This is a genomic window from Haloactinospora alba (assembly GCF_006717075.1).
GTDB lineage: Bacteria > Actinomycetota > Actinomycetes > Streptosporangiales > Streptosporangiaceae > Haloactinospora > Haloactinospora alba.
On record NZ_VFQC01000001.1, the window covers coordinates 2,183,649 to 2,204,415 of the forward strand.

Genomic DNA, 20,767 nt, shown 5'->3' on the forward strand with positions numbered 1-20,767 from the left:
GGGCCGCCGTGGGAACGTCCGGACCGGTGTTACCAGAACACCGCGACGGCGACGTTGAGGATGGCCAGCACGCCCGCCGAGGCGGCGAGCTTGGTGGCGGGGTTGCGCAGGTTGAGGACTCCCAGGACGGTGACCACGATCGCCACGCCCAGTTTCACGGCGATCTTGGCGTGGTTGACGGGGTCGTCGCCCATCTCGGCCAGCCCGGTCAGCAGGAGTCCGGTGACCAGTTGGAGGAGGGTACTGTGCAGGATCACCTTGGGTGACTTGGCGTTGCCGGTCATGAGCTGCATCAGGAAGCCGCTGAGGATACCGGCCATCCCCAGCAGGTGCAGGAAGACGAGTGCGGCGTGGATGATTTCCATGCCGCACACGCTACTACGAGCCGTAGTAACGAGAAGACAGGGCTGTACCGTCAATCCGGCCGACTGTCGCTGGGGCCGGACAGGATCTCGCACGGGAATTGAGTGAAGCGGGCTTCCGGGAGCTGAAACCCGAGAGCCCGCTTGTCTTATCGGGGCTCAGATAAGATCGCGCTTCACTGACGACATGAGAGCTACCCACCCGTCCATGCCAAACGTGAGGTGACCGGCTTGACGGTGCTGGCTGTCGCGGACTGCGACAATCTCGGGGAGGTCCGCCACCTCAACACAGTTGTTGTTGTTGGGCTGACTGTACGACGACTTGCGGAACAGGGAATCGAAAACTGGGTGGTTCATTGGTCTACTCGATCTCGGTCATCTCTCGTAGGCGGTGCAGGGTCTCGTCAGGGCGTAGCGCTGCGAGACGCAAGTGGTCACTGAGCTGGCGGTACCGAGCTATCTCCTCGTACTCCTCAAGGTAGATACCGTCAGTGTCGGTCTCCAAATACACGATCGGTGGATCTATCGGCGCCGCAAAGTCCATGATCACGAACGATCCGGACAAACCTGGGTTCAGGTCGTCAGCCTGGGTCATCTGAATCGTAATGTGCGGCTCTTCAGCTCGACGAATCAGGTGTTCGAGTTGCGAACGGAGTACGTCAGGGCGCCGTCGTAGGCGGTGTAGTGCACCCTCATCGAACACCGCCCACAGTTCGAGCGGGTTGGGATCGTCCAGGAGCTGTTGCCGCTCGGTTCTCGCCTGAATGTTGCGCTGGATGTCGGTCGGCTTGGTCAGCACGGCACGACACAGCACCTCGACGTACTCCGGCGTCTGGAGGAGCCCGGGGACGATGAGCGGTTCCCAGGTGGTGAGTCTCGCCGCCTCGAGTTCGAACCCGACGTACTGGCCGGGCAGCACGTCACTGTAACGCGTCCACCACCCGCGCATGTGGCTCTGTCGACATAGGTCGAAGATCGCATCACGTTCGCGTGCGTCCTCCACCCCGCACGCGTCGAGGATGGCCGTCACCTCTGCGAGCGTCGGTTTCTTCTTCTTACCGATCTCGATGTTGTTGATCGTGGAACGCGGGATCTTCGTCCGACGGGCGATCTCTTCGTACTTAAGGTCAGCCTGCTTGCGGACTCTGGCGAGTTCAGCGCTCAAGCGTCGCCGTCGCACAGTTGGGCTGTATCGGTCCGTCATCCTCGTCTCCTCATGATGCGCTGACTCGATCGTAGACCCCTGTTGACCAGATCCAGGCATTCCGGAAACCAATACTTTCTTAGTTGGAAATCAACTCCAGTCTTCCTGGAAGGGGTTGAAAAGTTGATTTCCAAGTTACAAGATGTGGGATAGCTCGTTCGGTTGGCACAGCGACCCGTTGGAGATGCATGACGCACTATCTGTCCTGCTTATCCCGCTGGCGTTGCTGGTTCCCGTGCCGCCGCCATGCCAGAAAAAGCCTCCGCGAGAGCCCGAACCCTCCGGAGGCGTGGCCATCAACTGGATAGGAGTCGATGACAGTGCTTCAGTTTATTCGCACCCTCGCGTCCCTGTGGACGCTGCTTTTGATGCTGGCTATCGCCCTGTTCCCACCCACCCGCTACCGGGACTGTTACGAACGCCGAGCCCCGCGTACCTCGCCACCGCCACCCGCCGGGCGCGGAACAGCGCGACGGTTCGCCGTGCCTTCGCCACGGAACGGATCCCACGACCAGACTGGGATCTCTTGTCGGGACGTGGATAACGGCATGGTGCCCCCGGACGTATTTCCCGAGCCCGAGCTGCTTGACCCGCAGGAGCACAGCCCCGTGCGGCCGTATGTGACCGAGTACGAACGCCACCGGCAAGAACGGAAGCACAAGTCCGGTCTGTGCCCGGCCTGTGGTGCAGTAGTCCCCGCACCAGAGTCTTCCACCCCACCGACGCACGACGACGGGTTGGACGACGTGCGCGCGGAACTGTCTCCGCTGGTGCGCCGGTGGCTGGCCCAGCATGAGGAGAACCGTGCGGGGGTGGTCCGGTGAGCATCCCCGAGAGCTGGTCTTCTCCGTTGCTGCGTCCCGGTGATGTCGCCGAGGTCTTCGGTGTAACCACCTCCACCGTCAACACCTGGGTGCGCCGCGGCCACCTGACTCCCGCACTGGTCACCCTGGGAGGACACCGCCGCTTCCTTCCGGAACAGGTCCAGGACCTCATGGCCACCACTCACCAGGACCAGGGAGGTGGGCAGGCGTGAATCTCACCCCGCGGGAACGCCGCGAGTTGCGCGAGTTACTGGAGGACCTCACCCAGGCCATGGACAGCGGTGCCCTCTGGCCCGGCCAGCTCCGCGAGACCACCCGCAAACTGCACACGTACGTCACCGCCTGGCTCGGCGACGCCGACGAGAACACCGAAACCGAGGGCACACCACCGCCCCACCACGACCACTAACCCCGCGCGGGGCCCGCACCCGGCACTCTCTCCCGGGTGCGGGCCCCGCCGCTTGCGCCGAGACCGAGGAAAACCACGCATTCACCGCCCGCGATACGCGGATACCTACGATGGCGGCACGCGAGCCGTATCACCAGCAGGGGATCCCTACACACGTGGGGATATGGGCCCAGCACGGGCCGTGCCATCCCCTTGGGCATACGGAAACCCGCCCCTCCGCGGACGTGTCCGGGCCGGGGAAGAGTCAGCTATTTGCCCGTGGCCTTAACAACTCACCTCACTACCGGTATGCCGGTATGAAGCTCCGCTATCGTTCGCACCGGGAAACACCGCCCCTTTCCCCAACCACCCCCGCTCGTGTGCGTCATCGCTCTCCCGGAACCCGCGCTAGAGAGCCGGTTCCGTCTTAGTCCGCCGTCCCGCCTCACCGGACCGCTCGCCGCGATCTCGGTAATCCTCCCCATGTGCCGCCCCATGGCTTAGCGCGATTCTGCGGAACGAGCGGGGAACACCGCCCCGCGCTCCGCAGCGATCCCGAGAGGCGACCATGATGCACCCGGACATTCTCACCGCCGTGGCCGTGGAACGCGTGGCCGACGCGCAACGACAGGGGCACCCGGCACCTGCGCGGGAACGCGGGGACCGCGGCTCGGGAAACCTCGGTTCCCTCCTGCTCACGTGGCTGCACCACATCCGCCAGGCCAACGCCCGCCACGACGTGTGACCACACGCCGCGGCGGTTGCAAAACGACCTCCGACGGTGCCGATACCGCTCCCACCGGGCATACTGGCACCATGCACGCTCCCGCTGCCAACTCCGCCCTCATCGGCAGGGAAGCCGAGCTCCAGTCCCTGCTCTCCCACGCCCGCACCGGTTCCGGTGCCACCCTCCTTCTCGGCGGGGACGCGGGAGTGGGCAAGTCCCGGCTGCTCACCGAGTTCACCACTCGGACACCCGCCGGGAGCGTGGTGACGGGCGGTTGCCTGGAGCTGGGCAGCGACGGTGTCCCCTTCGCGCCGTTCCTCGCCGTGCTGCGCCAACTGTTGCGTGAGCACGGCCGGGCACCGTTCGAGACAGTGTCCCGGGGCGGCGAACACGAGCTCGCCCGGCTGCTTCCCGAGCTCGGTCCGGTACCGGACACGCACCGCGAGGGCCGCGGTGTCCTGTTCGAGCAGGTCCTGCGCCTGCTCACCGCCGCCTCCGCTCCGGACGGGCTGACCGTCGTCCTGGAGGACCTGCACTGGGCGGACAGCGCCACCCAGGACCTGCTGGTCTTCCTCGTCCGCAACCTGGACGCCTCCCCGGTGCAGCTCGTCGCGACCTACCGCTCCGACGAGCTGCACCGCGACCGCGCCCTGCGGCGCTGCTGGCCGAGCTGGAGCGGCACCCCACCGTCACCCGGCTGGAGCTGTCGCCGTTGGGCCGGGAGGACACGGCCCGGCAGGCGGCGGCGATCCGCGGCGCGGAGCTCAGTCCCGCGGAGGTCACCGCGCTGCACCAGCGCACGGGGGAAACCCGCTGTTCGTGGAGTCGTTGGCCGGACAGACCGAGATCGCCACCGCCCCGGTTCCCGAAGGCCCGCGCGAGCTGCTGCTGTCCCCGCTGCGCGAGCTGGACGAGTCCGCCCGTCTCGTCGCCCGGGTGGCGACCGTGGACGCGTTCAGTGAGCAGCGCGTCGAGCACACCCTGTTGGCGCACGTCGCGGATCTTCCGGAGGACGAGCTGGAACGCGCGCTGCGCTCCCTGATCGACGCCAACGTGCTGATCGTGGACGGCACGGGGTACTGCTTCCGGCACGCGCTGCTGCGCGACGCCCTGCACGCCGAGCTGCTGCCGGGCCAGCACAGCCGGCTCCACCTGCGCTAGGCCACGGCACTCGACACCTTCCCGGACACGGTTCCCGCGCACCTGCACGCCTCCCGCCAGTTCCACCACTACTACTGGGCGGGAGCCCTGCCGCAGGCGTTGTCCGCCGCCTGGCGGGCAGCGCTGCGCGCGGGCGAGACGCTCGCGTTCCACGAGGAGCTGCGCATGCTGGAACACGTGCTGGAGCTGTGGGACCGCGTCCCGGACCCGGCCGAACACGTTCCCGGTGAGAGCCGTCCCCGGGTACTCAACCACGCGGCGGCCGCCGCCCTGGAGAGCGGGAACGCCTACCGGGCCCGGGAGCTGTGCGAGGCGGGGCTCGCCCAGCTCCGGGAAGCGAGCGACGACTCCGACACCAGGACCCAGCGCGCCGTCCTGCTCCGCCGGCGGGGCAAGGCACGCGCTCACATCTCGGACAGTGACGGCCTGTCGGACATGCTCGACGCCCTCGCCATCCACCCGCCCGAGACCCCCGGCTACCGCGTCCTCCTCTCCACGATCGCCGCCGAGGTCCTGCTGCACCGGGAGGGGATCACGGTCCCGGCCGGCACTCCCGGGTTCACCGCCGAGGGCGGCGAACCACGCACACTCACGGCGACCGACATCGCTCAGGAGGCGCTGCGCCGTCCCGGAACCGGCTCCGACTACTGCATCGAGGCGGAGTCCCTGATCACGATCGGTTCCGCGCAGTGCGAGCGGGGCGCTCTGGACGACGGGATCGACGCGATCCGGCGCGGTATGCGGCACGCGCGGGAACTGAACGAGCCCTCCGTGGAGCTGCGCGGAGCGACCCACCTGTCGCACCACCTCCGGGACGGCGGCCGCTTCTCCGAGGCGTTGGAGACGTTGGACACGGCGGTGGCCATCGCCCGCGAGCTGGGCCTGATGAGCGCGGACGGATGCTACGTGGCCGGCAACCTCGTCGACACCCACCTGGCCCTGGGCAACGTCGATGAGAGCCGCCGGTGGGCGGACATCGGGATGACCTGGTCGTCCTCGCCGTTCCGGCACACCCTCATGCGCGACTTCGCGATCCGCGCCGCCCTGGCCCAGGGGGACCACGAGGCCGCCCGCGACTGGGCAGCGCGGACCGACCCCTGGGAGCGGATCGGCTTCGCTCGCGTGCAGTGGGCCCAGAGCGCCGTGATCTCCGCCCTCGAACTGGCCCTGGCCGACGGCCGGGAGGCGGAGGCGTGGCGGCTCGCCGAGCGGGCGTTGCGCAGCCTGCCTTCCGCGCTCTCCCCCGGTTACGGGTGGGAGATCACGAACCTGGCCGCCGAGGCGCTACGACGCGTCTCGGCCGACCACCCCGGCGAGGGCGAGGGAGCGGACCCGGGGGCCTGCGAGCTGCTGCGCGCGCGTGCCGCGGAGACACCGGTGCACGGCCCCGTCCACGCGGCCTTCCGGGATACGGTCGCCGCGCGTCTGGCCGAGGCGCGGGGCCTTCCCGCATGCGAGGCCCTGGAGGCGTGGCGGACTGCTTCGGAGGCGTGGGAGCGACTCGGGATGCGGCTGCACCACGTCGACACCCTGCTGGAGGCCGCACTGGCCGCGGCGAACGCGGGCGGCCGCCCGGACACGGCGGCGTGGGTCCAGCGGGCCGCCGCCACCGCGAAGGAGTGCGGGGCGCTCGTACTGGAACGGCGCGCCCGCGACCTCGCCCGCAGGCTCGGAGCCGCCGTGGACGCGTCCTCCGGGACCGCCCCTCCCCCGCTGCCCGCGGGTCTCACCCAGCGTGAGGCGGAGGTGCTGCGGCTGCTGGCACACGGGTTCAGCAACGCCGAACTCGCCACCGAGCTGTTCATCAGCCGCAAGACCGCCAGTGTCCACGTCTCCAGCATCCTGGGCAAGCTGGGGGTCGCCAACCGTGGCGCCGCCGGCGCCCGTGCACGCGAACTGGGGCTGAGCTGAGAGACTGGGGGAAGCGGCAGGCGTAACGAGCAGGGGGTGATGGGAGTGGACCGACAACAGGAATTCGTTCTCCGCACATTGGAGGAACGCGACATCCGCTTCGTGCGGTTGTGGTTCACCGACATACTCGGCTATCTCAAGTCGGTGGCCGTGGCCCCTGCCGAGCTGGAAGCCGCGTTCACCGAGGGCATAGGGTTCGACGGCTCGGCGATCGAGGGGTTCGCCCGGGTGTACGAGGCCGACATGCTGGCCCAGCCCGACCCGTCGACGTTCCAGGTGCTGCCGTGGCGCAACGAGCCGCACGGCACCGCCCGCATGTACTGCGACATCATGATGCCGGACGGCTCCCCCAGCTACGCCGACCCGAGGTACGTCCTCAAGCGGCAGCTCCAGCGGGCCTCCGACCTCGGGTTCACCTTCTACACCCACCCCGAGATCGAGTTCTACCTGCTGAAGAACATGCCCACCGGCGGCGAGGCCCCCGAACCCAACGACTCCGGTGGCTACTTCGACCACACGCCGCACAACAGCGCCCACGACTTCCGGCGCAACGCCATCAACATGCTGGAGGCCATGGGGATCTCGGTGGAGTTCAGCCACCACGAGGGCGGACCGGGCCAGCAGGAGATCGACCTGCGGTACGCCGACGCGCTGACCACCGCCGACAACATCATGACCTTCCGCCTGGTCATGCGGGAGGTGGCGATGGAGCAGGGCGTGTACGCCACGTTCATGCCCAAACCGTTCACCGAGCACCCGGGCTCGGGCATGCACACGCACATGTCCCTGTTCGAGGGCGACCGGAACGCCTTCTACGAGCCGGGGGCGGAGTACCAGCTGTCCAAGGTCGGACGGGGGTTCATCGCCGGGGTGCTGCGGCACGCGAGCGAGATCACCGCGGTCTGCAACCAGTGGGTCAACTCCTACAAGCGGCTGTGGGACCACCCCACGGCCTCCGCCGGCGCCGGGGACGAGGCACCGGCCTACATCTGCTGGGGGCACAACAACCGTTCCGCCCTGGTTCGGGTGCCGATGTACAAACCCGCCAAGTCGACGTCCAGCAGGATCGAGTTCCGTTCCCTGGACACGGCGTGCAACCCCTACCTGACCTTCGCCGTCATCCTCGCGGCGGGGCTGAAGGGGATCGAGGAGGACTACGAGCTGCCGCCCGGCGCCGAGGACGACGTGTGGGCGCTGACCGACGCGGAGCGGCGCGCGCTCGGCATCGCACCGCTCCCGCAGAGCCTGGACGAGGCGATCCGCGCCATGGAGAGCAGCGAGCTCATCGCCGAGACTCTCGGGGAGCACGTGTTCGACTTCTTCCTGCGGAACAAGAAGGCCGAGTGGCAGGACTACCGCCGCCAGGTCACCCCCTACGAGATCCAGCGCTACCTACCGACGCTGTAGACCGGAATGCGCCGGTTTCAGAATGTTCAATTCCTTTGTCGTCCGAAGCGAGAAATGTCGCGATCACGGGGTGGTCGGACGCCGAGCGGGCAAGGAACTCTGAAACCGGCAATCCCGGACACATGACACGAACGAATATCCGAATAACGCCCCACCGCCACAGACGATTGCGTTAGGGTCCCAACCAGTCCGACGGGAGCGCCACGGAATTCCCATCCGTGCGTTTCCCTATCGCGGGATACCAGCGAGAATTCCCGGTCGGCCTCGTCAGCCCCCGACTGACCAGAGGACCCTTGTCCATGGCACCACGTCTGTCCGAGCGTAGTCACACTCGTCTTCCGGCCGCCCAGCAGGCCGCGTTCGTCTTCGTCACCGTCGCCGTCCTCGCTGCCTGCGCGCTGCTCTGGACCGTGTTCGCCGCGCCCGCCCGCACGGAACCGTTCGTGGCCGTGTACGGCGGAACCACTGGTCTCCTGCTCTCCGCCGCCCTCGCCGCCGCCACCTACCACGCCGCCGCCGCGCGCGCGTTTCGGGAACACGGCTCGTGGCTGGACGCCCGCGTCGCCGCCCTCGAGGCGGAGATACGCGCATTCGAGGAGGAGGCGCGCTACCTCGCCGACGAGGTCCTCCCCGCCATCGGGGAACGCGGCGCCCCGGAGACACCGGCCGAGACGCGGCTCTCCGGCACCGGGCGGGTGAGCAACGAGGCACTGGCACACCTGCGGGACGGTATGGCCCGGGAGGTCAGGAAGGCGGAACGGCGCGGCTCCTCCGCGATGAGCGCGTGCGCCAGTGCCGCGGCCCGGGTGCAGGCCCAGGTCACCACCATGCTCGCCCAGTTGCGGAGTCTGGAGGACCGCTACGGGGATCAGCCCTCGGTCTTCGGTGACCTGCTGGAGCTGGACCACCGGGCCGCGCAGACGGGAAGACTCGCGGACAGCTTCGCCCTCCTCAGCGGCGGGCGCTCCGGGCGCCGCTGGACCAGACCCGTCGCGATGGAGAGCATCCTCCGCGGGGCCGTGAGCCGCATCTGGGCCTACCGACGGGTTCGGCTGAACTTCACGAGCACCGCCGCCGTCGCCGGACACGCCGCCGAAGGGGTCATGCACGCGCTGGCCGAGGTGATGGACAACGCCACCTCGTTCTCCGCCACCAACACCGAGGTCCACGTGTTCGTGGAGGAGGTGGACCACGGTGTGGCGATCGTGGTGGAGGACAGCGGGTTGGGAATGCGCTCCCGGGAACGGCAGCGTGCGGAGCAGCTCGTTTCCGAGTCACGGGCGTTGACGACCCTCCCCGGCACCCGCCTGGGGCTGGCCGTCGTGGGGCGTATCGCGGACAAGTACGGCCTCACCGTCAACTTCCGGCCCTCCTCCCGGGGCGGGACCGGCGTGGTCCTGCTCGTACCGCGCCGTCTCATCACGCATCCGAAACCGCTCGTCGACGAGCTCACTACACCCAGCGAGCCCGCCGCGAAGGAGCCGCGAACGGTCCACGGCAGCGCGGACGGGGGGTCGCGGCGGGTTCCCGAGGCTCCGAGGACGGCGCCGCAGGAGGACGGGAACCGGGAGAACGAAACACGGCAGCAGCAGGACGGGGACCTTCCCAAGCGGCGTCGCGGCTCCACATTGGCGTCCGCGCCCCGGCCGACGTCCGCGCCGAACGCGCATGTCCCACGGGAGCGGACCGATCCGGCCACCAGGTTCGCCGCTTTCCGCCAGTCAGGGAGAACCGGTCCCGGTGCCGGGAACCAGGAGGCGGAAGACCGGTAGGTGCCCTCCCGGCATCCGGGACTCCGGGAAGACACCCCCACGATCGGCCGTCCCCACGGGTCCCACCGGGACGCACACGGCCGGCAGGCGACACCCCGCTCGCGCGGTGGGCGTCTTCTCCGCCGAGACCGAACTGGAGCACAGGATAGGAGGAGCTGGTCACGAGACCGGCAGGCACGGCGTCGTGACCCGTAACCGCGTATGAGTACCACGGATCGCAGCCTTGATTGGCTACTTGAGAACCTCCTGGAGAAAACGCCCGGTATGCAGCACGCCCTCGTACTGTCGCGGGACGGCCTCAAACTGTGCTTCACCCCGGGGCTGGACGAGGACAAGGCCGACCAGTTGTCGGCGATAGCGGCCGGTATCCAGAGCCTGTCGCTGAGCGCCTCAGCCGAGTTCGGCGACAGCATCGGCCCCGGGCAGGCGATGGTGGAGTTCGGCGGTGGGCTCCTGCTGATCGTGCAGGCGGGCGACGGAGCGCACCTGGCCGCGCTCACCGAGGAGGACGCCGACGTCGGCATCGTCGGCCACAACATGAACGAGCTGGTGGAACAGATCGGCTGGCACCTCACGGCACCACCCCGCCTCTCCGAGCGCGAAGTCCGAACGCCATGAACCGACGCTCCATCGACAACGAGAGACCGGACCGCCTCTACGCCGTGACCAGTGGACGCAGCCGCACGGAGGAGGAGCTTGACACGGTCACGCTCATCGTCAGCGAGTGCGCTCCCACAGCCGGCATGCAGTCGGAACACGTCAGGATCCTGCACCTGTGCCAGCGCCCTGTGGCGGTGGTGGAGCTCTCCGCCGAACTCGAGCTGCCCGTGACAGCGGTGCGTATCCTGCTTCGCGATCTCATGGACACCGGCCGGGTCACCGCCCGCCACCCCTCATCGGCGCCCACGCAGGCACACTCTCCCGACTCCGACACCCTGAAACAGGTGCTGCATGCGCTCCAACGTCTCTGAGCAACCGGTGCCCACTCCCCGGACTCCCCTGCCGAACGCCGCTCGGGACGCGCTGAAACTCGTGGTCGTCGGCGGTTTCGGAGTGGGCAAGACGACCATGGTGGGGTCCGTCAGCGAGATCCGCCCGCTGAGCACCGAAGAGACCATGACCCAGGCGAGCACGGGGGTCGACGACACCAGCGGCGTGCGGAGCAAGACGGCCACCACCGCCGCGTTCGACTTCGGCCGTATCACCATCAACGAGTACAAGGTGCTCTACCTTTTCGGAGCACCCGGTCAGGAACGCTTCTGGTTCCTGTGGAACCAGCTCTTCTCCGGAAGCCTCGGTGCCGTCGTCATGGTGGACACGCGCCGGGTGGAGGACTCCTGGTACTCCATCGACCGGTTGGAGCACCACCGCATGCCGTTCGTGGTGGCCGTCAACCGTTTCCGCCCCGGACCCGACCTCGGTCAGGTGCGTGAGGCGCTCTCCCTCTCGGAGGAGGTGCCCCTGCTCGAGTGCGACGCGCGGAGGCGGGACTCGTGCAAGAACGTCCTCATCACGCTCGTCCACCACCTGGCAGACCCGAACCAGCAGCCGGACCGGGAAGGTACGCCGTGACGCACACTCCCAGCACTCCCGACCCCGCCGTACCGCCCCAGGGCACGTCATCGCCGCTCCTGGCGCGGTACCCCGACCACAGGAACGCCGTACGATTCTACGGCCCGGACATCACCGGCGACCCCGCCGCCCTGTACCGGGACCTGCGCAAACGCTTCGACTCGGTCGCGCCGATCCTGCTCGACGGCGACATACCCGCCTGGTTCGTCCTGGGATACCGGGAGCTGCACCATGTCACCAGCAATCCGCAACTGTTCGCCCGCGACTGCCGCCGGTGGAACGTCTGGGACCACATCCCCGACGACTGGCCGCTCATGCCCTACGTGGGATGGACGCCCTCGGTGATGTTCGCGGAGGGGACCGAGCACCAGCGCCGTGCCGGAGCCCTGGGGGACGCGCTCGACGACACGGACCGCACCGAGCTGCGGGAGATATGCGAACAGGTCGCGGACGGGATCGTCGACACCTTCGTGGGAGACGGGCGCGCGGACCTGGTCTCCCAGTACGCGCACCAGATACCGGCCGGGGTCATCGCCCGCCTGTACGGGTTGCCCGAGTCCGAGATCCCCGCGCTGGTCGACGACATCCTCGACTCGCTCGACGTCCACGAGGACGCTGCCAAAGCGCACCAGCGCGTGCACGACAGGATGCGCGAGCTCGTCACGGCGCGGAGCGCGCAGCGCGGGGAGGACGTGCCGTCGAAGCTGCTGGACCATCCCGCCGGCCTCAGCGTCGACGAGATCGTCATCGACCTGCTCGTGGTGATGGCCGCCGCCCAGGCGCCCACCGGCAACTGGATCGGCAACGCCCTGCGGCTGATGCTCCTGGACGACGACTTCTCGGTGACGCTGCAGGGCGGACGCAGCAGTCCCGGACAGGCGCTGAACGAGGTGCTGTGGAAGAACACGCCGACCCAGAACTTCATCGGCCGTTGGGCCGTACAGGCCTGTGAGGTGGGCGGTTGGCAGGTGAGACGGGGGGATCTGCTGGTTCTCGGCCTCTCCGCGGCCAACACCGACCCGCGGGTCGATCCCGAGGCCTCGGAGGACTTCGGGGTCAACCGGGCCCACATGTCCTTCGGGAACGGAGAGCACGGCTGCCCGTTCCCCGCACCGGAGCTCGCCGAAATCATCGCCCGCACAGCGATCGAGGTGCTGCTGGACCGGCTGCCCGACCTCGAGCTCGCGGTCCCCTCCCGGGAACTCCACTGGCGGCCCTCGGTATGGATGCGTGGCCTGTTCTCGCTGCCGGTGGTGTTCACGCCGACGGTTCCCGAGCTGCGGCAGGGGTGAGCGCCACCGCGCCGGAGGCCGGCGGCGCCACCACGCGTGGCCGGGCGCGCCGCGCCGCGTCGGCCGGGACCGGTACGCGGCGCGGCGCTGCGGATGTGACCGTCCACGGCCTCCAAAGGCCGGTTCACCTCGGGGTGCTACGCGCCCGCGGGGTGAACCGGAGGGGCACGGTGGCGGGACCGCGGGTGAACACCCCCTGTTCTGTGGGGACGGCGCCGTCCGCGGGACGGATGTCGTCCATGGCGTCCAGCAGGTCGTTCGTCGCCACCCGCACCTCCGTCTCGGCGAGCAGGGCACCGACGCAGAAGTGGCGTCCGAGAGCGAACGCCACGTGGTCGGCGGCTGCGGTGAACGAACGCGTGGTGTCCGTCTCCTCCCGGAAGATGTCGAACGTGTCCGGGTCGGAGTACTGCCGCTCGTCACGGTTGGCGGCACCGATGAGGCAGATGACGGTACTGCCCGCGGGGACCGTGCCACCGCTGAGGGTGACGTCGGAGCCCGGTTGGCGCATGATCATGTGGACGGGTGGCGTGTAGCGCAGGGTTTCCACGAACGCCTTCGGGATGAGCTCGCGGTCGTGGCGCAGCGCGGCCAGCTGTTCCGGGTGCTGCGCGAGGTTCGCGAACATGCTCGCGATGGCCTTGTCCGTGGTCTCCCCGCCCGCGGCGAGCAGCAGACTGCAGAACGCCTTGATCTCCTCGTCGCTCATCGACGTGCCGTCGATCTCCGCCTGGCACAGGTTGGAGAGCAGGTCACCGCCCGGGTGTTCCCGCCGGCGCTGGATGACGGGGAGCATGTAGGAGGCGAGTTCCTCCCGGGTGCGCATGCCGTCCTCGATGATTCCGGGGTCCTGCGAGAGGTTCCCGAGGAACGCGATGATCGAAGTGTACCAGCGGTGGAACCGGTCGTGGTCCGACGTGTCCAGGCCGAGCATGTCGACGATGACGTTGATGGGAAAGCGCGTCGCGAACTGCGACACGAGCTCCACGCTGCCGGCGTCGCGGAACCCGTCGATGAGTTCCCGACTGTTGCGCTCGATCACCGGCAGGAACTTGTCCTGCAGTTCGCTCCCGCGGAACGCGGGCGCCACCAGGGCGCGGCGCACCGCGTGCTCCCGCCCGTCCAGCTGCAGGATCGTGCGGCCGTGCACCGGTTCCAGCTGCCAGTCGTAGTTGGCGGTCGTGAACGCTGACTCCTTGAACGCGCGGCGCACGTCCTCGTACCGCGAAATGATGTAGCTCTGTGTTCCCTCGTGCCAGATCAGTGGGGCGTCCTGCCGCATGGCCCGGTACGCCGCGTAGGGGTTGGCGGTGAACTCCTCGGAAAGGATGTCCGGAATATCATGAGCCGTCGCCATAGCTCTCCTCAGCACGATCGAATAACAGCGTATCCCCCCGCGCCAAGTATTTTTTCACATTCGGTCTATACCATTCCGTTCTGACCCACCGCCATCCGCACCAAACATCCAAAAAGCGGCATTGAACCATAATCTACACGAATACGACACAAACTAATATTCTGCTCGGAATAGAAAGACAATCACACGTTTCACTCCTGCGGAGGGACCGGACCGGGCAGGAGGCCGTGGTCACCTCCCCTCCTCCGAGAGGTCGCCTTCGGAGCCTTTCCCGGAGTCCTCGCCCTCCGGCGCGGTGGCGGCCGTGGCGGGGGCCTCGCGCGGCATCCAGACGAGTACGACCACGAGGCAGAGCAGCCCGATACCCATCGAGCACAACGCGGCGGAATGCATACCCTGCAGGAACGCGTCCTTGGCCGGAGCCACCAGCTCCTGCCCGCGCTCACCCAGCCGCGGCACGACCGCCATGGTCGCCTCGATGGACTCACCGGCGTCCCGGCGCACCTGGCGGGGCAGTCCCGCGAGCTCGGGTGCCATGTGCGAACGGTAGACGGCGGAGAGCACCGCGCCGAGAACGGCCACTCCCAGGGCCGTGGCCACCTGCCGGACGGTGTTCTGCACCGCGGACGCGGCTCCGGCCTGGTCCTGCGGGACCGAGGACATGATGGAGACGGTGGCCGGGGTCATCACCATCGCGACTCCGGTCCCCTGCAGGAAGAACGCCACCTCGATCGTCCATACCGGGGTGTCGAGGCCGATCGTGGAGTAGTAGCCCAGCGCCAGGGACAGCAGCACCACGCCGACGGCACCGACGAGCTTGGGACCGAACCTGGTGACGAGATGGGGCGCCAGGGGGGAGACGATCATCTGCGCGGCCGCGATGGGAAGCACCAGCAGCCCGGCGTGCAGCGGGGTGAACTCGCGCACGCTCTGCCAGTAGAAGGTGATGAAGAACAGGACCCCGGCCATGGCGAAGAACATCATCATGATGGCGACGACCGCCACGGACATCCGGGGGTTGCGGAACAGGCGCACGTTGAGCGCCGGGTACTCGCAGCGCGACTCGTAGTAGAGGAACCCGGCCAGTACCGCCAGACCGGCGAGGATGGCGCCGGCGACGTCCGGTTCGGCCAGCGAACTGCGTTCACCGGCCTCGATGATGCCGTACACCAGCAGGACGAGGCCGATGATGGACAGGACCACCCCGACCGGATCCAGTTTCCCGGGCTCCTCGTTGCGCGACTCGGGGACCAGCAGCGCCATCAAGAGCAGGCCGATTCCGGTGACCGGGACGTTGATGAGGAAGACCGACCCCCACCAGAAGTGTTCCAGCAGGAAACCGCCCAGCGGCGGACCGATCCCCAGGGCCAGTCCCACGGCACCGGCCCAGATACCGATGGCCTTGCCCCGTTCGTCGGACGGGAAGACGTTGGTGATGATCGCCAGTGTCTGGGGCATGATGGCCGCGCCGCCGAGTCCCATGACGGTGCGGGCCCAGATGAGGTGCTGCGGCTCCTGGGAGTACGCGGCGGCCAGGGACCCCAGGCCGAAGATGGCCAGTCCGGTGAGGAGGACGCGTTTGCGACCGACGCGGTCGCCGATGATCCCGAAGGTGAACAGCAGCCCGGCGAAGACGAGTGTGTAGGAGTTCACCGACCAGGCGAGTTCTCCCTGGCTGGCGCCGATCCCCTGCTCCGGGTCGGATATCACCCGCAGTGCCACGTTGAGGATGGTGTTGTCCAGCACCACCACGAGCAGGCTGATGACGAGCACAGCGAGTATGCCCCACCGTCTGCGGTACACCGATAACGAATCCACGCAAAGCTCCCATATACCGAATAACGGAATCTCAACAACAAGATAGTTCAGTGCCGCACGGCACACCCACGCACCACCACGCAAGCGTCCGCTCGCGTACGTGTGCCGCGCCGCCCGGGACAACTCGCTCCCGCCCGGGAAGCGTCCCGTACAGGTAGGACAATTCCTGCGGGAATGTCAGCTACCTCACCAATGCCGCGGAAAACACCACGTGCCATGATGTGGTGGAGGGGCCGGTGGCCTCTGCCACCGGTGCGAGACCGGCCCCGTACCGGTAACCGTCCGGGGACGCCGCCACGGCGCCTCGAGGCTGAAGGAGCTGCACATGACAACCGCCGCCTCCCCTCTGTACGGGGGGAACTCCAACCGCCGCGTAACCGTGCGTGACATCGCTCAGGCCCGGGAGCGCGGCGAGCGTTGGCCCATGCTGACCGCCTACGACGCCCTCACCGCGCGTGTGTTCGACGAGGCCGGCATCCCGGTGCTGCTCGTCGGGGACTCCGCCGCGATGGTCGTCTACGGCTACGAATCGACCGTTCCGGTCACGGTGGACGAGCTGCTCCCGCTCACGGCGGCGGTCGCCCGCTCCACCAGGCGCGCTCTGGTCGTGGCGGACCTGCCCTTCGCGTCCTACCAGGGCTCCTCGCAGCAGGCGCTGGACACGGCCGCCCGGTTCATGCAGGAGGGCGGTGCGCAGGCCGTCAAGCTGGAGGGCGGCCGGCGCGTGGCCCACCAGGTGGAGGCCCTGGTCTCGGCCGGCATCCCGGTCATGGGACACGTCGGGCTCACCCCGCAGTCGGTGAACACCCTGGGCGGCTACCGGGTCCAGGGGCGCGGCGACGCCCGGGAACGCCTGCTCGCCGACGCCAAGGAGCTGGAACACGCCGGTGCCTTCTCCGTGGTCCTGGAGTGCGTTCCGGCCGAGCTGGCCAGCCAGGTCACCGAGCAGCTGTCCGTTCCCACGATCGGCATCGGCGCCGGCGACGGCACGGACGCGCAGGTTCTCGTGTGGCAGGACATGGCGGGTCTCAGCCCGACGACGGCGTCGTTCGTCAAGACCTACGCCAACCTCGCCGACACCCTGACCCAGGCGGCGCGGAGTTTCGCGGACGAGGTCGTCGCGGGGGACTTCCCGGACTCCGAGCACTCCTTCACCTGAGAGCTCCCGAGCCGGAGGGCCCGCCCTCCGGCTCGGGATGACCAACCCCGAACCGAATATTACTCAGCGGTAGAATCAGGGGATTCAGCGCGATGACAAACGGAGGCACGATGCGCATCTCCATGCCGCTGCAGTACGCCGGAGAGCCGAAAGAGGCCGTCGAGCAGGTGGCCGAACTGGAAAAGGTCGGCCTGGACACGGTCTGGGTAGCCGAGCTGTACGGGTACGACAGCCCCACTCTGATGGGCTACCTCGCGGCCCGCACCGAGCGGGTCAACATCGGTTCGGCCATCCTCCCGCTGTACAGCCGCACCCCCACCCTGATCGCACAGACCGCGGCCGGACTGGACTACCTCTCCGACGGGCGCGCCGTGCTGGGACTGGGCGCCAGCGGCCCCCAGGTCATCGAGGGGTGGCACGGTGTCCCCTACCGCAAGCCACTGGCGCGCACCCGGGACGTGGTCGAGGTGTGCCGCAAGGTCTGGGCCCGCGAGGACCGGCTCAGCCACGACGGGAAAACCGTCACCCTGCCGCTTCCCCCCGAGGAGGGCACCGGCCTGGGCAAACCACTGAAGATCATCAACCACCCGGTGCGCGGTTCCATCCCCATCTACGCGGCCTCGCTCGGGGAGAAGAACGTGGAGATGACCGCCGAGATCGCCAACGGATGGCTCCCCCACCTCTTCATTCCGGAGAAAGCCCACAGGGTCTGGGGGGACGCGCTGGCGGCCGGTAAGGCCAAGCGGGACCCGGCGCTGGGGGAGCTGGAGATCTCCGCCGGCGGGATGCTCGCCATCGGTGAGGACGAGGAGACGCGCAAGCTCGCCGACCTCACCCGACCGATGATCGCGCTGTACGTCGGGGGTATGGGCGCCAAGGGGGCGAACTTCTACAACAACGTCGCCCGCCGCTACGGGTACGAGGAAGCCGCGGAGAAGATCCAGGACCTCTACCTCGACGGGAAGAAGGACGAGGCCGCCGCCGCGGTCCCCGACGAGATGGTGGAGCTCACGAACCTCGTCGGCCCGGAGTCCTACGTGCGCGAGCGGGTCGAGGCCTTCCGGGAGGCCGGAGTCACCAACCTGAACGTGACCCCGGTCGGCGGTGACCCCGTCGCGCTCATCGAGAAGCTCAACAGCTGGATGTAGGCCGCATCCGGTGGTTCGCGGCTGGCCCGGGCACACCGCGGGGACGCCCGGGCCGGCCGGTCAGACGTCAGTGACGCGAAGTCCCGCGTGGGCCTTGTAACGCCGGTTGACGGCGATCACGTTCGCGGTGAGCGCCTCCACCTGGTGGGCGTTGCGCAACCGCCCGCCGTAGATCCCGCGCATCCCGGATATCCGGCTCGCCAGGGCGCGCACGGTGTCGGTGGCGTCCCGGTCGTCCCCGAGCACCAGGACGTCCAGCTCGACCTCGTCGACCGCCGGGTCCAGCAGCAGCACGCTGGAGACGTGGTGGAACGCCGCGACCACCCGGCTGTCGGGCAGCACGGCCTCGGCCTGCTGGGCAGCGCTGCCCTCCTCGACCTGCAGCGCGTAGGGGCCGCGCTTGTCGAACCCCAGGGGGTTCACGCAGTCCACGACGATCTTGCCCGCGAGTGGTTCCGCGAGCGAGGCGAGCAACTCCCGGTGCCCGTCCCAGGGAACGGCAACGATCACGATGTCGCCCTCCCGCGCGGCCCGGGCGTTGTCCGCACCACGGACCCCCAGGTGCGCACCGAGCTCGTCGGCCGCCGCCTGGGCACGCTCGGCGCTGCGCGACCCCAGTACCACGTCGTGCCCAGCCATGGCGAGCCGCAGCCCCAGGCCCCGGCCCTGGTCACCGGTTCCTCCCAGCACACTCACGGACAGTCCGCTGATATCGGGAAGATCGTAGGGAGATTTCTGCTGTTCTGACATGTACCCGATCATTCCAGTTGTGGATCAGCGAGGGGACACCAGTGGTCCGGGTGTCGGGTCCTGCTGCGGCAGCGGGGATGTATACGGCAGCATGGGCGGATGGACGCCCATCACGTAGCGGTACTGCGCGACCTCCTCGCATCGACCCCGTGGGTGGAACGCAGTGAGAAGTTCGCCCAAGCTCTTCGCCGCACCCGGGAGGCGGGAGGGTTGTTACTGATGGGGACACCGGGTGAGGAACCGTGGCACCTGGCCGCGCACCTGGACGACGAGAGCCGCTACGCCGGCCTTCCCCAGCTCTCCCCGAGCCTGGTGCGGTGGAGCCCGCCCCCCGATGCCCCCGCCCACCTCGGCATCGGTCTCGAGCGGCTGTCCGACACCCGGCGGGGGGACACCCTGTTCGTGGTGAACTCCGAGGAGGAGGCCCCCGTTCCCCTGTTGGAACGGGTCGACGACGCGCGCCGGAAGGGGGCCACCGTTCTCTCCATGGACCAGGGGGACCGAGAGCTGGGGGCGCTCGCGCACGAGGCGCTCAGTCTGACCCCGGAGGCCGCGCCGTTGACGTTCGACGGTCTGCAACACCTGGTCAGCACAGCAGCCGGGGATCCGCGGGAGGGTTCCGCCAGTGCTGGACTGCGTGAACGGGTTTCCCGGTTCCTCGACCTCGTCAGTGGTCCGCGCATCCCCGACTAGTGTTGTTCAGTCCCGGTCGTCCTGTTCGTCCCAGGCCTCGTTGCGTTCGGCTACGGTGCTCAGCGCAGCGGCGGCGGTGGCCTCATCGGGATAGGGACCCAACCGGTACTTCCCGGGACACCCGGGACCCTGTTCCGGTTTGCTGTGCCTGAGGCAGTACCACCACTGCTGATCCTCAGGAGTGTTGTTCTCCCAGTCACTCATACCCAACTCCTGTTGGACCCGTTACGGCGTTACGTCCGTGCATCCGGTCCCTACCCGCACATTCCGTTTCCGACGCGGACCTTTGGGTGTCGCTTGGGAACTACACTTGGCAGTCATGACTACCCCGTTGGTTCCCGGGCGTGTTTCCCCACCCCGTTCGGTGCCGCGCCATATCACGCGGCCGGAGTACGTTGGCAAGAAGCACCCCACCGAGGGGGTGCGCGGCGACGTCCAGTCCGCCGAGACCGTGGAGGCCATGCGCGAGGCGGGACGCATCGCCGCGCAGGCGCTGCAGGAGGTCGGCCGCCACGTCGCTCCGGGAACGACCACGGACGAGCTCGACCGTGTCGGCCACGAGTTCCTCTGCGACCACGGGGCCTACCCGAGCACCCTGGGGTACAAGGGATACCCCAAGTCGCTGTGCTCCTCGCTCAACGAGGTCATCTGCCACGGCATCCCCGACGACACCGTCATCGGCGACGGCGACATCGTCAACATCGACATCACCGCCTACATCAACGGTGTCCACGGCGACACGAACGCGACGTTCCTCGCCGGCGACGTCGACGAGGAGACCCGATCGCTGGTGGAACGCACCCGTGAGGCCACCTCGCGTGCCATCAGGGCGTGCCGCCCCGGGCGCCAGATCAACGTGATCGGCCGGGTGATCGAGTCCTACGCGAAGCGGTTCGGTTACGGGGTGGTGCGCGACTTCACCGGCCACGGTGTGGGCCCGGAGTTCCACTCCGGACTGGTGATCCCGCACTACGACGACCCGGGGGCGACCACCGTCATACAGCCCGGGATGACGTTCACGATCGAGCCCATGATCACGCTGGGCACGGTCGACTACGACGTGTGGGACGACGGATGGACCGTGGTCACCGCGGACCGGAGGCCCACGGCCCAGTTCGAGCACACCCTGCACATCACCGACGAGGGCGCCGAGATCCTCACGCAGCTCTAGGCTCTGTCCGCCGGGCAGAGCCTGGTCTCGGTCGCGGCGAGTCGTTAGGCT

General features: G+C 68.3%; 24 protein-coding genes. 17 read left to right on the forward strand and 7 right to left on the reverse strand.

All coding sequences use genetic code 11. From position 1 onward, the window contains the following. Positions 1-29: 29 nt before the first annotated feature. The 3 genes from FHX37_RS09805 to FHX37_RS09815 form a co-directional block, all read right to left on the reverse strand. Positions 30-365 (reverse strand): hypothetical protein, encoded by a 336-nt coding sequence (locus FHX37_RS09805; protein ID WP_141923633.1) that lies wholly within the window; start codon positions 363-365, stop codon positions 30-32. Between the two features lie 156 nt (positions 366-521). Then, the gene (locus FHX37_RS09810) at positions 522-719 is read right to left on the reverse strand and encodes a DUF397 domain-containing protein (protein ID WP_141923634.1); all 198 of its coding nucleotides are present in this window, start codon (positions 717-719) and stop codon (positions 522-524) included. Positions 720-723: 4 nt separating this feature from the next. Beyond that, positions 724-1,542 carry a helix-turn-helix domain-containing protein gene (locus FHX37_RS09815; protein WP_342777609.1) on the reverse strand — a complete coding sequence of 273 codons (819 nt, stop codon included), beginning with the start codon at positions 1,540-1,542 and terminating at the stop codon, positions 724-726. A 572-nt stretch (positions 1,543-2,114) separates the two neighbouring features. Here FHX37_RS09815 and FHX37_RS09820 point away from each other — a divergent pair. The 13 genes from FHX37_RS09820 (at position 2,115) to FHX37_RS09875 (ending at position 12,620) form a co-directional block, all read left to right on the forward strand. Continuing rightward, the gene (locus FHX37_RS09820; protein WP_141923636.1) at positions 2,115-2,390 is read left to right on the forward strand and encodes a hypothetical protein; all 276 of its coding nucleotides are present in this window, start codon (positions 2,115-2,117) and stop codon (positions 2,388-2,390) included. Next, the gene (locus FHX37_RS09825; protein WP_211351789.1) at positions 2,387-2,602 is read left to right on the forward strand and encodes a helix-turn-helix domain-containing protein; all 216 of its coding nucleotides are present in this window, start codon (positions 2,387-2,389) and stop codon (positions 2,600-2,602) included. The genes FHX37_RS09820 and FHX37_RS09825 overlap by 4 nt, the downstream gene beginning before the upstream one ends. Then, a complete protein-coding gene (locus FHX37_RS09830) occupies positions 2,599-2,799 on the forward strand; it encodes a hypothetical protein (protein WP_141923637.1) in 201 nt (66 codons plus the stop codon). Before FHX37_RS09825 ends, FHX37_RS09830 begins: the two co-directional genes overlap by 4 nt. A 547-nt stretch (positions 2,800-3,346) precedes the next feature. After that, positions 3,347-3,523, forward strand: a complete 177-nt coding sequence (locus FHX37_RS22790; RefSeq protein ID WP_170181540.1) for a hypothetical protein — start codon at positions 3,347-3,349, stop codon at positions 3,521-3,523. A gap of 71 nt (positions 3,524-3,594) precedes the next feature. Next, the gene (locus FHX37_RS09835) at positions 3,595-4,467 is read left to right on the forward strand and encodes an AAA family ATPase (protein ID WP_141923638.1); all 873 of its coding nucleotides are present in this window, start codon (positions 3,595-3,597) and stop codon (positions 4,465-4,467) included. After that, positions 4,451-4,666, forward strand: a complete 216-nt coding sequence (locus FHX37_RS09840; RefSeq protein ID WP_170181541.1) for a hypothetical protein — start codon at positions 4,451-4,453, stop codon at positions 4,664-4,666. The genes FHX37_RS09835 and FHX37_RS09840 overlap by 17 nt, the downstream gene beginning before the upstream one ends. 99 nt (positions 4,667-4,765) lie before the next feature. Continuing rightward, positions 4,766-6,577, forward strand: coding sequence for a LuxR family transcriptional regulator (locus FHX37_RS22795; RefSeq protein ID WP_170181542.1), 1,812 nt, complete (start codon positions 4,766-4,768; stop codon positions 6,575-6,577). A 45-nt stretch (positions 6,578-6,622) separates the two neighbouring features. Next, positions 6,623-7,984 carry a type I glutamate--ammonia ligase gene (glnA, locus tag FHX37_RS09850; protein ID WP_211351790.1) on the forward strand — a complete coding sequence of 454 codons (1,362 nt, stop codon included), beginning with the start codon at positions 6,623-6,625 and terminating at the stop codon, positions 7,982-7,984. Positions 7,985-8,283: 299 nt separating this feature from the next. Then, complete coding sequence (locus FHX37_RS09855) at positions 8,284-9,756, forward strand: sensor histidine kinase (protein ID WP_141923641.1); 1,473 nt, start codon at positions 8,284-8,286, stop codon at positions 9,754-9,756. A gap of 201 nt (positions 9,757-9,957) precedes the next feature. After that, the gene (locus tag FHX37_RS09860; protein ID WP_141923642.1) at positions 9,958-10,374 is read left to right on the forward strand and encodes a roadblock/LC7 domain-containing protein; all 417 of its coding nucleotides are present in this window, start codon (positions 9,958-9,960) and stop codon (positions 10,372-10,374) included. Further along, entirely contained in the window at positions 10,371-10,727 is a 357-nt protein-coding gene (locus FHX37_RS09865; protein ID WP_141923643.1) for a DUF742 domain-containing protein, read from the forward strand. Before FHX37_RS09860 ends, FHX37_RS09865 begins: the two co-directional genes overlap by 4 nt. Continuing rightward, positions 10,708-11,328 carry a GTP-binding protein gene (locus tag FHX37_RS09870; RefSeq protein ID WP_141923644.1) on the forward strand — a complete coding sequence of 207 codons (621 nt, stop codon included), beginning with the start codon at positions 10,708-10,710 and terminating at the stop codon, positions 11,326-11,328. Before FHX37_RS09865 ends, FHX37_RS09870 begins: the two co-directional genes overlap by 20 nt. Further along, positions 11,325-12,620 (forward strand): cytochrome P450, encoded by a 1,296-nt coding sequence (locus FHX37_RS09875; RefSeq protein ID WP_394344489.1) that lies wholly within the window; start codon positions 11,325-11,327, stop codon positions 12,618-12,620. Before FHX37_RS09870 ends, FHX37_RS09875 begins: the two co-directional genes overlap by 4 nt. Before the next feature lie 124 nt (positions 12,621-12,744). Here the strand turns inward: FHX37_RS09875 and FHX37_RS09880 are convergent, their stop codons facing one another. Together FHX37_RS09880 and FHX37_RS09885 are read right to left on the reverse strand one after the other, a co-directional pair. Then, positions 12,745-13,977: a cytochrome P450 gene (locus FHX37_RS09880; RefSeq protein WP_141923645.1), complete on the reverse strand. Its 1,233-nt coding sequence runs from the start codon at positions 13,975-13,977 to the stop codon at positions 12,745-12,747. A 231-nt stretch (positions 13,978-14,208) separates the two neighbouring features. Beyond that, positions 14,209-15,795: an MFS transporter gene (locus FHX37_RS09885; protein ID WP_246062222.1), complete on the reverse strand. Its 1,587-nt coding sequence runs from the start codon at positions 15,793-15,795 to the stop codon at positions 14,209-14,211. A gap of 325 nt (positions 15,796-16,120) precedes the next feature. Here FHX37_RS09885 and panB point away from each other — a divergent pair, with 325 nt between their 5' ends. Beyond that, positions 16,121-16,954, forward strand: a complete 834-nt coding sequence (gene panB, locus FHX37_RS09890) for a 3-methyl-2-oxobutanoate hydroxymethyltransferase (RefSeq protein ID WP_141923646.1) — start codon at positions 16,121-16,123, stop codon at positions 16,952-16,954. A gap of 110 nt (positions 16,955-17,064) precedes the next feature. Then, positions 17,065-18,102 carry an LLM class F420-dependent oxidoreductase gene (locus FHX37_RS09895; protein ID WP_141925165.1) on the forward strand — a complete coding sequence of 346 codons (1,038 nt, stop codon included), beginning with the start codon at positions 17,065-17,067 and terminating at the stop codon, positions 18,100-18,102. Positions 18,103-18,162: 60 nt separating this feature from the next. On the opposite strand, the gene npdG is transcribed toward FHX37_RS09895, so the two are convergent. Beyond that, on the reverse strand, positions 18,163-18,852 hold the full coding sequence (gene npdG / locus FHX37_RS09900) for an NADPH-dependent F420 reductase (protein ID WP_141923647.1): 690 nt from the start codon (positions 18,850-18,852) through the stop codon (positions 18,163-18,165). Between the two features lie 99 nt (positions 18,853-18,951). Here npdG and FHX37_RS09905 point away from each other — a divergent pair, with 99 nt between their 5' ends. Further along, on the forward strand, positions 18,952-19,545 hold the full coding sequence (locus tag FHX37_RS09905) for a hypothetical protein (RefSeq protein WP_141923648.1): 594 nt from the start codon (positions 18,952-18,954) through the stop codon (positions 19,543-19,545). Between the two features lie 6 nt (positions 19,546-19,551). Here the strand turns inward: FHX37_RS09905 and FHX37_RS09910 are convergent, their stop codons facing one another. Next, positions 19,552-19,749 carry a hypothetical protein gene (locus FHX37_RS09910; protein WP_141923649.1) on the reverse strand — a complete coding sequence of 66 codons (198 nt, stop codon included), beginning with the start codon at positions 19,747-19,749 and terminating at the stop codon, positions 19,552-19,554. Positions 19,750-19,864: 115 nt separating this feature from the next. Between FHX37_RS09910 and map the strand changes: the two genes are divergently transcribed. After that, positions 19,865-20,716 (forward strand): type I methionyl aminopeptidase, encoded by an 852-nt coding sequence (map, locus tag FHX37_RS09915; RefSeq protein ID WP_141923650.1) that lies wholly within the window; start codon positions 19,865-19,867, stop codon positions 20,714-20,716. Positions 20,717-20,767 lie beyond the last annotated feature (51 nt).